The sequence below is a fragment of the Agreia sp. Leaf244 genome (assembly GCF_001422695.1).
Taxonomy (GTDB): Bacteria; Actinomycetota; Actinomycetes; order Actinomycetales; family Microbacteriaceae; genus Agreia.
Genome location: NZ_LMLX01000002.1, coordinates 905,428 through 917,637, shown reverse-complemented (window position 1 = coordinate 917,637; position 12,210 = coordinate 905,428). Strand labels below are relative to the sequence as shown.

Below are 12,210 nucleotides of genomic sequence, written 5' to 3'. Positions count from 1 at the left end.
GTTCGTCAGGTGGGGCGAACGACGCGGGCGGCGGCATCCACGATGTCGTCTATGTGCGCGTCGACCGAGACATCGGCTCCGATCTCGTCGGGCTCCAACGGCTCGAACGCGGCCAGCTGCGAGTCGAGCAGGGAGGCCGGCATGAAGTGGTCGGTGCGGGCTCCCATACGCGACGCGATCAGCTCGCGAGGGCCCGAGAGGGTGATGAAGACGGTCGACGGCTCCACGGCGCGGATCGTGTCGCGATACCTGCGCTTCAGCGCCGAGCACGCGAGAACGAGACCCGAGGCGTCGTGCTCCGCCAGAACCTCGCCGATGCGCACCAGCCAGGGCTCGCGATCGATGTCGGTGAGCGGCAGGCCGGCCGCCATCTTGGTGACATTCGCCTCGGGGTGCAGGGAGTCGGCATCGATGAACGGAACCTCGAGGCGCTGGGCGAGCAGGGCTCCGACCGTCGACTTGCCAGACCCCGAGACGCCCCCGACGATCACGAGCTCGTGTCCTGCGTTCGGGCCGGGGTTAGGGCCCGCCATCAGAGCTGGCCCTGGTAGCTGCTTCCCGCGGGAATCGGCGACAGCAGGGTGATCTCGGGTGCGGACTCGAGCAGGCCGACGAGGGTCGCGTTCATGCGGGCGACGATCTCGCCGGAGCCGTGGGCCTCGAGGTCGGCGGCCGAGCTCCACTTCTCGAGCATGATGATCGTTCCGTCGGGAGCGTCATGAATCGCGTAGAGCTCGCATCCGGTCTCGGTGTGCACCTCGGCGATGCCCGCCGAGAGGGCCTTCACGAGTTCGTCTCTGGCGCCCTCGACAGGGCGGAACGTGACGGTGACGACGACTGCTTCAGACATGGGACTCCACGGGGTTGGTCGGGTGATGTCTCAAGTCTGCACTGTGGAGGATCTTTACGAATGAGGCGCAGCCGTGGAGTCGCGCACGATCAGCTTCGAGGCCAGTCGCACCGTGGGGCTCGCGACCTCCTCGCCCGCGGCGAGCTTGAGCAGCAGGCGCGTGGCCTCGGCCGCCATGCTCGACAGGGGCTGGCGCACCGTTGTGAGCTGCGGGCTGACCCACCGGCACAGGTCGACGTCGTCGAAGCCGACCACAGACAGGTCTTCAGGGATGCGCAGCCCGCGCTCCCTGGCGGCGAGGTACACGCCGTAGGCCTGCTCGTCCGAGCCGCTGATGACGGCGGTCGGCCTGTCGGACAGGTCGAGAAGTTCGCCGCCGAACCGCTGGCCGCCCGCAATGAGCGAGTCGCCCTGGCGCACAAGAGCAGCGTCGGCTGCGATGCCGGCTCGCCCGAGCGCCGAGGTGTAGCCGTCGAGCCTGTCCTGGTGGCACTCGAGGGTGATGGGGCCGGTGATGAAGCCGATGCGGCGATGCCCCAGCGCCAGCAGATGCTCCGTGGCCTCGCGCCCGCCCACCCAGTCGGTGGCCGACACCGTCACGAACGACTCGGTGTCGGAGCCGATCGGGTCGATGGCGACCACAGGAACCTGCAGGCGCGACAATTCCCTTCTGGCCTGCGGTTCGAGCTCCGACACGACCAGCACCACGCCGTCGGTGCCCCGGGCCGAGATGCGCTCGATCCAGTCGGGTGATCCGGCCGGTCTGCCGTCGGTGGCGTTGAGAACCAGGTCGGCACCGGCGCGCGCCGCCTCGGCCTGGGCGCCGCGCAGCAGCTCGGTGGCCCACTGCGTCTCGAGGCTCGAGATGACGAAGTCGATGAGCGGTGTGCCCCGCCGCGGTTTGCGGCGTGCGTAGCCCCGGTCTTCGAGCAGGCGTTCTATCTCTTCGCGCTTGGGCGCCGAGATGCCGGGCTTGCCGTTGAGCACCCGCGACACGGTGGGGATCGACACCCCCGCCGCCTCGGCGATCTGGGCGAGGGTCGCTCCGGCTTCAGACATGGGCCCTCCTCTCGACATGAATTCTCTCGATATGAATTTCGATCACATTTGGCCAACACCGTTGACTCGTGAACTGCCCCCAGCCTACACTGCTGATTACGCAACTTACGCAAAAGTTACGCAGCAAGTTTCAGGTAAGTTCATTCGCAAAGCTCACGCATCCCCGCGTCAGAGTTGCGTACAGGTTCTACTGGCGATCCGCAGAGACGCGGAGACTAAGAGGAGAAACAGTGTCAAAGCAGACATTCGGATGGCGCCGCAGCAGCGCCATCGTCGTGGCCGGTCTGGCGGCCCTATCGCTCGTCGCCTGCTCGGGCGGCGGTGGCAGCAACTCGGCCGACGCGGGCTCGGCGAGCGAAGGCTCGATCACCTGGTGGGGCTGGACCCCCGACAAGCCCTTGGCCGACAAGCTCATCGCCTCGTTCAACGAGGAGTACCCCGACATCGAGGTCGAGTTCGTCTCGAAGCCGATCGACACCTACGACTCGGTTCTCGGCCCGGCGATCACCTCGTCTGACGGGCCGGATGTCTTCAACGTCGCCCCGGGATCGGCCAACGGAGGCGTCAACACGTTCCAGGCCGGAGCCATCGACCTGGCCCCCGCGGTGGAGGAGGCCCTCGGGTCGGACTGGAAGGACAAGCTGGCCGCATCCGGGGTCGACGGATTGAGCGTCGACGGCAAGGTCGTGGGCCTGTCGGCCGGCGCCGTCTACTCGGGCAGCGTCTGGATCAACAAGGACATCTTCGACAAGAACGGCCTCACGCCCCCGACCACCTACGACGAGTGGGTGCAGGTCTGCCAGACGCTCGAGGCCGCCGGCCAGGGATGCTTCGTGCAGGGCGCGGGCCAATGGGCGTTCGACATGGACACCTTCGAGGCGATCATGCAGAACATCGAGCCCGGTGCGTACGCCAAGGCGTCGCGCGGGGAAATGGACTACACCGACCCCGCCTTCGAGCAGGGCATGGACATCTGGAAGGCGATGTTCGACGACGGCATCATGCAGGAGGGCGCGATCGGGCTGCAGCAGTACCCCGACGCCAACAACGCATTCATGTCGCAGAAGTACGCCATGATCATGATGGGCAGCTGGTACACGCAGTACACCGTGCGCGACTCGATGGTCGCAGCGATGGAGGCCGCCGGGGTCGCGAACCCCGAGCCGTTCACGATGATCCCGATCCAGTTCCCGGATGTCGCGGGCACCGGTAACACGGGCGAGATGTTCGGCGACGCCGACTACGGACTCGCGGTGAGCGCCAAGAGCGACCAGCAGGCGGCGGCCACGACCTTCGCGACCTGGCTGACGACATCCGAGGCCGGCCAGGGCGCCGTCGCCAACACGCTCAACGACATCCCGTCGCTGAACGGCGTGCAGCCCGAGTGGGACGGCATCGACCTGGTCAACCCGGATGCGCAGCTCGAGGCGCTCAAGGAGTACACCGACATCGCCGGCAGTGCGACGGAACCGCGCTTCGCCTCGGTGAGCGCCGACCTGAACACCGCCTTCCGAGACGCCCTCATCGGCGTCGCCACTGGCGACCAGACCGCGAAGCAGGCCCTCGAGGCCCTGCAGGCCGTGGTCGACAAGCAGAAGTAGCGCACCACCTCGGGTCCTTGCGGGCGGCCACCCGGCCGCCCGCAGGACTCACCGCATCACGCCTGAACACCCCCTTCAAGCACGCCCTTCAAGCAATGGAGCTGACATGAGCACGGCGACCGTGGAACCACGTGCCGGAACACCCGCCCCGGGGGTGCCGAACCGGGCCCCCTCACCCCGTCGGCCTCGAAAGAAGATCTTCCTCGGCGCGGGCATGATCTGGATCCTGCCGGCGCTGGTGCTCGTCATCGGCATGATCTACTTCGCCATCGGGTACACGGGCTACGTCTCGACCCTCGACTGGAACGGCTTCATCCTGAGCCCGTCGGAGTCGGTCGGCGCCGACAACTTCACCCAGATGTTCCAGGACGACGTGTTCTGGCTGGCCATCTGGCACACCGTCGTCTTCTTCGTCGTGACCTTCGCGGTGCAGACCACGATCGGGTTCACCTTCGCGGCTCTTATGCACTCGAAGCTCAAGCTGGCGCCGGTCTATAAGGTCATCATCTTCGTTCCGACCGTGCTCGCCCCGGCCACGATGGCCCCGGTGTTCCGCTCGATCTTCGACGTGGATGGCCAGTTCAACTGGGTGCTGCGCCACGTCGGCCTGGGCGATCTCGCCCACCCGTGGCTGGCCGACTCGGCCACCGCGATGCCTGTGGTCATGGCGATCACGATCTGGCAGTGGACCGGTCTGACCTTCATCCTCTTCTACGCCGCCATGGCGCAGATCGAGCCCGAGGTGCTCGAGGCCGCGCGCATCGACGGCGCGAGCAACCTGCGCACCCTGGTGTCGATCATCTGGCCGATGTGCAAGGGAACCACCATCGCGCTGGCGACCCTCGGCATCATCGGCGCGCTCAAGACCTTCGACGTTCCCTATCTCGTCACGAAAGCGGGCCCGAACCATGCGACCGAATTCCTCGGCACCTACATCTACCAGACCATGGTCGCCGAGAAGCACTTCGGCTACGCGGCGGCGATCTCGATCGCTCTGCTCGTGCTGGCCATCGGTGGAGGCGTGCTCATGAACCTGCGCCGTCGAAGCGACGAGAGCTGAGGCCCGGCATGTTCGAACTGCGCACCCTCAGGTCACGCATCGGCGTGCAACTGCTGGCGACCATCATCGTCATCCCCTACCTCTTCGCGCTCGTCGCGATGGTGCAGGGATCTCTCGCCGGAGCGGGCTGGGGCAACTACGCCAAGGTCTTCGACACCGGCGTCGTTCCCACCTACTTCATGAACACGATCATCGTGGCCGGGTCGACGATCGCCATCGTCTACGTCTGCACGATGCTCGCCGCCTTCGGCTTCGCCAAGCTGCGCATCCGCGGCAAGGAGGTGTGGTTCTGGCTGCTGCTCGTGGCCCTCACCATGCCCGAGGCCGTGCTGCTCACGCCGCTCTTCGTCACCGCGTCGACACTCGACATCTACAACGAGCTGATCGCCGTGATCCTGCCGCTCGCCGCACTGCAGGTGCCCTTCACGGTGCTGCTGGCGCGCAGCTTCTTCGCCGGCATCCCGACAGAGCTGATGGATGCCGGGCGCGTCGACGGCGCGAGCATCGTGAAGGTGTTCTGGTACATCGTGCTGCCTCTGACCCGCCCCATCGCGGGGGCGATCGTCGTGCTCACCCTGATCAACAGCTGGAACGCCTTCCTGCTGCCCATGCTGATGCTCAACGACCCCGACAAGCAGGTCGTCACGCTGCTTCCCTCGTTCTTCACGAGCCAGTACACCAACGACCAGACCGGCGTTCTGGCGGCCGCGGTCATCACTGCCGTGCCCGTGATCGTCGCCTACCTGCTGCTGCAGCGCTCATTCGAGCGCGGCCTCGCAGCGGGAGCCCTCAAGTGACGGGCGGCCCAGCGGGCGGCACGGCAGGCGCGGGCAGCCTCTCCGGCCGGCTCGCCGTCGTCACCGGCGGCACCGCCGGCATCGGACTGGCCATCGCGCGGCGCTTCGTCTCCGAGGGCGCCGACGTGATCGTCACGGGCACGAACCCCGAGCGGGCCGAGGCCCTGCGCATCGAGGGCCAGAAGACCGACGCGCCCATCGGCATCCAGGTCGTGCTGGCCGACGCGGCCGATCTCGACGGCCTCGACCGGCTCGCCGAGGTGATCCGGGCATCCGGCCGCACCATCGACGTGCTCGTCGCCAATGCGGGCCGCGACGTCGACTCCACGCCCCTCGTCGACATGACGCCCGAGCTGTTCGACAGGGTGGCCGGGCTCAACTTCAGAGGCACGTTCTTCGCCGCTCAGCGGCTCGTGCCGCTGATGACGGATGGCGGCAGCATCGTTCTCGTGTCGTCGATCGCCGCGCACAACGGCGGCCCGGGGCACGCCGTCTACAACGCCACGAAGTCGGCCGTGCGCTCGCTGGCCCGAACGCTCACCTCCGAGCTCGCGGGCCGAGGCATCCGCGCCAACGCGGTGAGCCCTGGGCCCATCGCGACGGCAGGCTTCGACCAGTTCACCGGCGGATCGGAGACGGTCGAGCAGGCCGTCGCCGCGATGATCCCCGTCGGCCGCATCGGCAGGCCCGATGAGGTCGCCGCCGCAGTGCTGTTTCTCGCAAGCCACGAATCGAGCTTCATCGCCGGCGCCGAACTGGTCGTCGACGGCGGAATGAGTCAGGTGTGACCGGCACGCACGCGCGAGAGACCCTCGCGATCGGTCCGTTCACCACGAAGAAAGAAGGTCTGTTATGTCCAACCCCGTGAGATTCGCCGTCGTCGGAACAGGCTGGAGGGCCGACTTCCACATCCGCATGGCCAGGGCAGCGCCCGACCGCCTGCAGGCAGTGGCGGTCGTGGCCAACTCGGCCGAGGCCGCGGAGCGCACCTCGGAGAAGTGGGGCATCCCTGTCGTGCGCACCCTCGAGGAGGCGCTGACCTTCCACCCCGACTTCGTGATCGCGGCGGTGTCGTGGTCGTCGATGCCGACGGTCACCACCCGGCTCGTCGAGCTCGGCGCGCACGTCCTCGCCGAGACGCCTCCGGCACCGGATGCCGACGGGCTGCGCTCGCTCTGGGCGGCCGTCGGTGCATCGGGCCTCGTGCAGGTGGCCGAGCAGTACATGCTGATGCCCGGCCACGCCTCGCGGCAGGCCGTCGCGCGCGGCGGAGCCATCGGCCGCGTCAATGCCGTGCAGGTCGGGTCGACGCATCTGTACCACGCGACGTCACTCATGCGCGGGTTCCTCGGCGTGGGCATGGAGGAGACGGTCGTGAACGCGCGCACCTTCTCGGCGCCGTTGGCCGACCCGCTCACCTTCGACGGCTGGGTTGCCGACCCGCAGCCCGAGCCCAAGACCACCACGATCGCCACCCTCGACTTCGGCGACGGGCGGATGGGCCTCTACGACTTCGTCGACAACCAGTGGTGGAACCCGCTGCTGGCGCGCCGCATCGTCATCCGCGGCTCGCTCGGAGAGATCGTCGACGACACCGTCACCCACCTCACCGACGAGGGAGTGATCGTCTCGCCCATCTCGTATCGCCGCACCGGCGTCGACATGAACCTCGAGGGCAACGAGGTCGTCTCGGCCAGCTTCGAGGGCCGGCGCGTGTATGAGAACCCGTGGGTGGGAACCAGCTTCTCCGAGGACGACATCGCCGTGGCGTCGCTCCTCGCAGAGACGGGCCTGTGGGCCAGGTCGGAGGGCCCGGAACCGTACTCCCTGGCCGACGCCTGCCAGGACCACCTGCTCGGCCTCGCCATAGAGGAATCCGCTCGAACCGGCGCCGACGTGCGCACAACCAAGGAGGACTGGGCCTGATGCCCCTCGTAACCATCGAACTCGCAGACACCGTCGACCACGACACCCGCTTCGCCTACGCCGAGGCCATCAATGCCGGCCTCGTCGAAGGCCTGGGCATGGATGCGGAGGACCGCTTCCAGGTGATCCACCCGCTGCCGGCCGACCACATCGTGGCCGATCCGCACTACCTCGGAGGAGACCGCCGCGACGTCGTCTACGTGCGCATCCTCATGGTGAAGATGTATGACGCCGACACGAAGCGCGCCATGTTCGACGCTGTCGCGCGCAACCTCGAAGCCCTCGGTGTGCGCCCCGACGACGTGTTCATCGCGATCACCGAGAACACGCTCGATGACTGGTACCCGGGCGCACGGGGAGAGCGATGACCGAGTGCGCGGGTCTGGAGCGGGGCGACCTGAGCCACCGTCTCGCCGACGCACGCCTCACCCTGGTCGACGCCCATGGGCATCCGCTGGCCTCGACCGAGGTGACGATCGAGCAGACGCGGCACGCGTTCGGCTTCGGCAACATCGGGTTCGACTTCATCGACTGGCTCGGCGGGCCGCCCGCCTCGGGCGAGCCCAGCGCGTCGGAGGTGTTCGGCGGGCAGGCCCCGCCCGAGGTCGAGAGGCTGGCCGAGGACTGGCTGGGGCTGTTCAACAACATGACCCTGCCGTTCTACTGGCGCGCGTTCGAGCCGGTTCAGGGCAGGCCGGAGACCGAGCGGCTCAGGCGCACCGCCCAGTACTTCGCCGATCGCGGAGTGACCGTGAAGGGCCACCCCCTGGTCTGGCACACGCTCGCCCCCGAGTGGCTGCTCGAACTCGACGAGGCCGACGTCGAGCAGACGATCCGGCAGCGCATCCGCCGCGAGGTCACCGAGTTCGCCGGCGTCGTCGACCTGTGGGACGCGATCAACGAGGTCGTCATCCTGCCCGTGTTCACGGCCGAGGACAACGCCGTGACCCGGCTCGCCCAGCGACTCGGCCGGGTGGGCATGGTGCGGCTCGCCTTCGAGGAGGCGCGCGCCGCGAACCCCCACGCCCGGCTCGTGCTCAACGACTTCGACCTCAGCGCCGACTACGAGCACCTGATCGAGGAGTGCCTGGAGGCGGGGATACAGATCGACGCCCTCGGCCTGCAGACGCACATGCACCAGGGCTACCGCGGCGAGGACCAGGTGTGGGAGATCCTCGAGCGCTTCTCGCGCTTCGGGCTGCCGCTGCAGCTGACCGAGACGACCCTGCTCTCGGGCGAGCTCATGCCGAAAGAGATCGTCGACCTCAACGACTACGTGGTCGACGAGTGGCCGTCGACCGCCAAGGGTGAGGCCAGGCAGGCCGACGAGCTCGTGCGTCACTACCGCACGGTCGTCGGCCACCCGGCGGTCGAGTCGCTCACCTACTGGGGCATCACCGACCACGGTGCCTGGCTCGGCGCCCCGTCGGGCCTGATCCGCGCCGATGGCAGCCGCAAGCCCGGCTACGACGCGCTGCACGAACTCATCCGCGGCGAGTGGTGGCTGCCCGAGACGACCACGGCGACGGATGCCGACGGCCAGGTCGCGGTGCAGGGATTCGCCGGGCGCTACCGGGTGACGACCCCGGCGGGCAGCTCCGAGGTCGAGCTGGGCGCGGGCGCCGAGTCGCTCGTCGTCGAGGTGGGCGCGTGACCTCGACGTCGACCTCGACCTCGACGTCGACCTCGACGTCGACCTCGACCCGCGAGCAGCGCGCCGGCTGGCTGCGCCTGATCGCCGACCGCCTCGACGAGCACGCCGCCGAGCTCGTCGAGATCGCCGATCGCGAGACACACCTCGGCGCCGCCCGCCTCACCGGCGAGGTGGCGCGCACCACGGGGCAGCTGCGCCTCTTCGCCGACGTCGCTCTCGAGGGCTCCCACCTCGAGGCGGTGCTCGACGAGGCGCGACCGGAGGCGACGCCGCTGCAGCCCGAGATCCGTCGCGTTCTGCGGCCGGTCGGCCCGGTCGCCGTGTTCTCGGCATCGAACTTTCCGTTCGCCTTCTCTGTCGCCGGCGGAGACACCGCGTCGGCGCTCGCGGCCGGATGCCCCGTGATCGTCAAGGCGCACTCCGGACACATCGAGCTCTCTCGCCGCACGGCCGAGATCGTGACGCAGGCGCTCGACGAGGCCGGAGCCCCCGCGGGCACCTTCGCGCTCGTCGAGGGGCGCGAGGCCGGCATCGACCTCGTCACAGCCCCGGCCACCCGGGCGGTCTCGTTCACCGGGTCGCTCGCCGGCGGGCGCGCACTTCTCGACGCCATCGCCACGCGACCCGAGCCCATCCCGTTCTACGGAGAACTGGGAAGCATCAACCCAGTGGTCGTCACGCCCGCAGCCCTGGCCGCGCGCGGTGAGGAACTCGCCTCAGGCCTCGTCGCCTCGTTCACGCTGGGCGGCGGGCAGTTCTGCACGAAGCCCGGCGTGGTGTTCGTCCCTCGAGGCTTCGCGTCCGCGACCTCCCTCGCCGAGCGGGTGAACGCGCTCGAGCGACCCAGGCTGCTGACCGACCGCATCGCCGACGCATTCGGCGAGACCCTCGAACGCCTGCTGTCGGTCGAGGGCGTCGAGCTGGTCGCGGGCGGGGCCGTGCGCGACGGCGCGCCCGCGCCCACCGTGATGCAGGCATCCATCGCCGCATTCGCCGAGCACAGCGATGCGCTGCTCGAGGAGTGCTTCGGGCCGCTCACCCTGCTCATCGAATACGGCTCGCTCGACGAGGTCGAGCGGGCGATCGACGCGGTCGCGGGGTCTCTCACCGCGACCGTGCACGCCGAGTCGGCCGATGACATCCGCGGTCTGGTCGACCGACTGGCCGCACTGGCAGGCCGGGTTCTGTTCGACGGCTGGCCGACCGGCGTGGCCGTGACCTGGGGCCAGCACCACGGGGGCCCGTGGCCGGCCACGAACACGCAGCACACCTCGGTCGGGGCCACCGCGATCCGCCGCTTTCTGCGGCCGATCGCCTACCAGAACGCGCCCGCCGCGGCCCTTCCACTCGACCTCACCGATGCCGGCCTCGCCCGCATCCCGCACCGAAGAAACGGAGAGCTGATCCTGCCGTGACCGACTCGCAGACCCCGCCCGAACCACAGGGCGACCCGCACCTCGATCCGCCCGCGCAGGAGGAGCCGCAGCCGCAGCTCGGGCGCGTCATACGAACTGGTCCGAGAACGGGCCCCGCATCCGATCGCCCCCGCCGCAGCGCCGCCTGGTACGACGGCGACGACCGCAACACCTATCTGCACCGCGCCTGGATGCGCCGAGGCATTCCCGACCACGCGTTCGACGGGCGGCCTCAGATCGCGATCGCGAACACGGCCAGCGACCTCGCGCCCTGCAACTCGCACCTCGACGAGGTCGCGCAAAGCGTCAAGAACGGGGTCTACGAGGCCGGCGGAATCCCCTACAACCTGCCGATCATCTCGCTGGGCGAGACCACCGTGCGCACCACGGCGATGCTGTGGCGCAACATGATGGCGATGGCGGCGGAGGAGCTGTTCCGGGCGAACCCCGTCGACGGACTCGTGCTGCTCGGCGGCTGCGACAAGACGATTCCCGCGCTGCTCATGGCGGCCGCGTCGGTGGGCATCCCCGCCATCGTCGTGCCCGGCGGACCCATGCTGAACGGCACGTTCCAGGGGCGGCCGCTGGGCTGCGGCACGGATGTCTGGCGACTGAGCGAAGAGGTGCGGGCGGGGCAGCTCAACGCCGACTACTTCGTGAAGAGCGAGTCGTCGATGATCCGCAGCCGGGGCCATTGCAACACCATGGGCACGGCGTCGTCGATGGCCTGTGTGACCGAGGCCCTCGGCATGACACTGCCCGGAGTCGCGGGGATCCCCGCATCCGACAGCCGCCTGCTCGAGTTCTCGCACGCGACCGGCAATCGCATCGTGAGCATGGTCGAGGAGGGCCTCGCGCCCGCCGACATCCTGACCCCCGCCGCGTTCCACAACGCGATCGTCGCGCTCGCGGCCATCGGCGGGTCGACCAACGCGGTGGTGCACCTGCTGGCCATCGCCCGGCGCGTGGGCGTCGACGTGGGCCTCGACGACTTCGACCGCATCGGTGCCGACGTGCCGCTGCTCGTGAACCTGCAGCCCGCGGGCGAGCACCTCATGGAGGACCTGTTCAGGGCGGGCGGCTTTCTCGCCGTGATGAACGAGGTGAAGAATCTGCTCGACCCGGGCGCGATCACCGTGCTGGGCACACCTTTCGTCGACGAGCTCGCGGCGCATCGGGTGTGGGACAGGGATGTCATCCGCACCGCGTCCGAGCCTCTGCAGCGGGCCGCCGGAATCGCGGTGCTGCGCGGCAACCTTGCGCCGACCGGGGCGATCATCAAGCCGGCCGCCGCGAGCCCCGCGCTGCTGCAGCATCGCGGACCGGCTGTGGTGTTCGACTCTGTCGAAGACATGCACGCGCGTATCGACGACCCCGAGCTGGAGGTGACCGCGGACTCCGTCCTGGTGCTGCGCGGCTGCGGTCCACGCGGCTACCCGGGCATGCCCGAGGTCGCGAACATGCCGCTGCCGACGAAGCTGCTCGAGCAGGGCGTGCGTGACATGGTGCGCATCTGCGACGGGCGCATGAGCGGCACCGCCTACGGAACGGTGGTGCTGCACGTCACGCCGGAGGCGGCGGCGGGCGGGATGCTCGGGCTGGTTCACGACGGAGACCTGATCGAACTCGACGTCGAGGGCCGGTCGCTCACGCTGCTCGTCTCCGACGAGGAGCTGGCCGGGCGCGTGCCGTCGGCCTCGCTGACCACGGCCTACGCAGCGCCGACCCGGGGGTGGGAGAAGCTCTACGTTCAGCACGTCGAGCAGGCCGACTCGGGCGCAGACCTCGACTTCCTCACGGGGGCGTCCGGACCCGATGTGATGAGGGAGTCGCACTGATGAGCCAGAG

General features: G+C 68.9%; 12 protein-coding genes. 9 read left to right on the top strand and 3 right to left on the bottom strand.

Annotated elements, in window-relative coordinates; translation table 11 throughout:
• Positions 1–5: 5 nt before the first annotated feature.
• Genes ASF06_RS09050 through ASF06_RS09040 form a run of 3 tightly spaced genes read right to left on the bottom strand, consistent with a single transcriptional unit; the run spans position 6 to position 1,909 of the window.
• Positions 6–533: a gluconokinase gene (locus tag ASF06_RS09050; RefSeq protein WP_055945720.1), complete on the bottom strand. Its 528-nt coding sequence runs from the start codon at positions 531–533 to the stop codon at positions 6–8.
• The gene (locus tag ASF06_RS09045; RefSeq protein ID WP_055925978.1) at positions 533–850 is read right to left on the bottom strand and encodes a putative quinol monooxygenase; all 318 of its coding nucleotides are present in this window, start codon (positions 848–850) and stop codon (positions 533–535) included. Before ASF06_RS09045 ends, ASF06_RS09050 begins: the two co-directional genes overlap by 1 nt.
• Before the next feature lie 54 nt (positions 851–904).
• The gene (locus ASF06_RS09040; RefSeq protein ID WP_055945719.1) at positions 905–1,909 is read right to left on the bottom strand and encodes a LacI family DNA-binding transcriptional regulator; all 1,005 of its coding nucleotides are present in this window, start codon (positions 1,907–1,909) and stop codon (positions 905–907) included.
• A gap of 230 nt (positions 1,910–2,139) precedes the next feature.
• Between ASF06_RS09040 and ASF06_RS09035 the strand changes: the two genes are divergently transcribed.
• From ASF06_RS09035 to ASF06_RS08995, 9 genes are all read left to right on the top strand, one after another.
• Positions 2,140–3,510, top strand: coding sequence for an ABC transporter substrate-binding protein (locus ASF06_RS09035; protein ID WP_055945716.1), 1,371 nt, complete (start codon positions 2,140–2,142; stop codon positions 3,508–3,510).
• A 106-nt stretch (positions 3,511–3,616) separates the two neighbouring features.
• Positions 3,617–4,570 carry a carbohydrate ABC transporter permease gene (locus ASF06_RS09030; protein WP_200920343.1) on the top strand — a complete coding sequence of 318 codons (954 nt, stop codon included), beginning with the start codon at positions 3,617–3,619 and terminating at the stop codon, positions 4,568–4,570.
• 8 nt (positions 4,571–4,578) lie between these two features.
• Positions 4,579–5,367: a carbohydrate ABC transporter permease gene (locus tag ASF06_RS09025; protein ID WP_055945714.1), complete on the top strand. Its 789-nt coding sequence runs from the start codon at positions 4,579–4,581 to the stop codon at positions 5,365–5,367.
• On the top strand, positions 5,364–6,155 hold the full coding sequence (locus ASF06_RS09020; protein WP_055945712.1) for an SDR family NAD(P)-dependent oxidoreductase: 792 nt from the start codon (positions 5,364–5,366) through the stop codon (positions 6,153–6,155). Before ASF06_RS09025 ends, ASF06_RS09020 begins: the two co-directional genes overlap by 4 nt.
• A 64-nt stretch (positions 6,156–6,219) precedes the next feature.
• Positions 6,220–7,293 carry a Gfo/Idh/MocA family protein gene (locus ASF06_RS09015; protein WP_055945710.1) on the top strand — a complete coding sequence of 358 codons (1,074 nt, stop codon included), beginning with the start codon at positions 6,220–6,222 and terminating at the stop codon, positions 7,291–7,293.
• On the top strand, positions 7,293–7,661 hold the full coding sequence (locus tag ASF06_RS09010; RefSeq protein ID WP_055926016.1) for a tautomerase family protein: 369 nt from the start codon (positions 7,293–7,295) through the stop codon (positions 7,659–7,661). The genes ASF06_RS09015 and ASF06_RS09010 overlap by 1 nt, the downstream gene beginning before the upstream one ends.
• Entirely contained in the window at positions 7,658–8,947 is a 1,290-nt protein-coding gene (locus ASF06_RS09005) for an endo-1,4-beta-xylanase (protein ID WP_055945708.1), read from the top strand. Before ASF06_RS09010 ends, ASF06_RS09005 begins: the two co-directional genes overlap by 4 nt.
• Entirely contained in the window at positions 8,944–10,362 is a 1,419-nt protein-coding gene (locus ASF06_RS09000; RefSeq protein ID WP_055945706.1) for an aldehyde dehydrogenase (NADP(+)), read from the top strand. The genes ASF06_RS09005 and ASF06_RS09000 overlap by 4 nt, the downstream gene beginning before the upstream one ends.
• Positions 10,359–12,200, top strand: coding sequence for an IlvD/Edd family dehydratase (locus ASF06_RS08995; RefSeq protein WP_235500954.1), 1,842 nt, complete (start codon positions 10,359–10,361; stop codon positions 12,198–12,200). The genes ASF06_RS09000 and ASF06_RS08995 overlap by 4 nt, the downstream gene beginning before the upstream one ends.
• Positions 12,201–12,210: the final 10 nt, after the last annotated feature.

Coding starts and splice junctions, on each gene's coding strand:
- ASF06_RS09050 (WP_055945720.1), bottom strand. CDS start 533: ATGGCGGGCCCTAACCCCGGCCCGAACGCAGGACACGAGCTCGTGATC.
- ASF06_RS09040 (WP_055945719.1), bottom strand. CDS start 1,909: ATGTCTGAAGCCGGAGCGACCCTCGCCCAGATCGCCGAGGCGGCGGGG.
- ASF06_RS09005 (WP_055945708.1), top strand. CDS start 7,658: ATGACCGAGTGCGCGGGTCTGGAGCGGGGCGACCTGAGCCACCGTCTC.
- ASF06_RS09015 (WP_055945710.1), top strand. CDS start 6,220: ATGTCCAACCCCGTGAGATTCGCCGTCGTCGGAACAGGCTGGAGGGCC.
- ASF06_RS09030 (WP_200920343.1), top strand. CDS start 3,617: ATGAGCACGGCGACCGTGGAACCACGTGCCGGAACACCCGCCCCGGGG.
- ASF06_RS09025 (WP_055945714.1), top strand. CDS start 4,579: ATGTTCGAACTGCGCACCCTCAGGTCACGCATCGGCGTGCAACTGCTG.
- ASF06_RS09045 (WP_055925978.1), bottom strand. CDS start 850: ATGTCTGAAGCAGTCGTCGTCACCGTCACGTTCCGCCCTGTCGAGGGC.
- ASF06_RS09010 (WP_055926016.1), top strand. CDS start 7,293: ATGCCCCTCGTAACCATCGAACTCGCAGACACCGTCGACCACGACACC.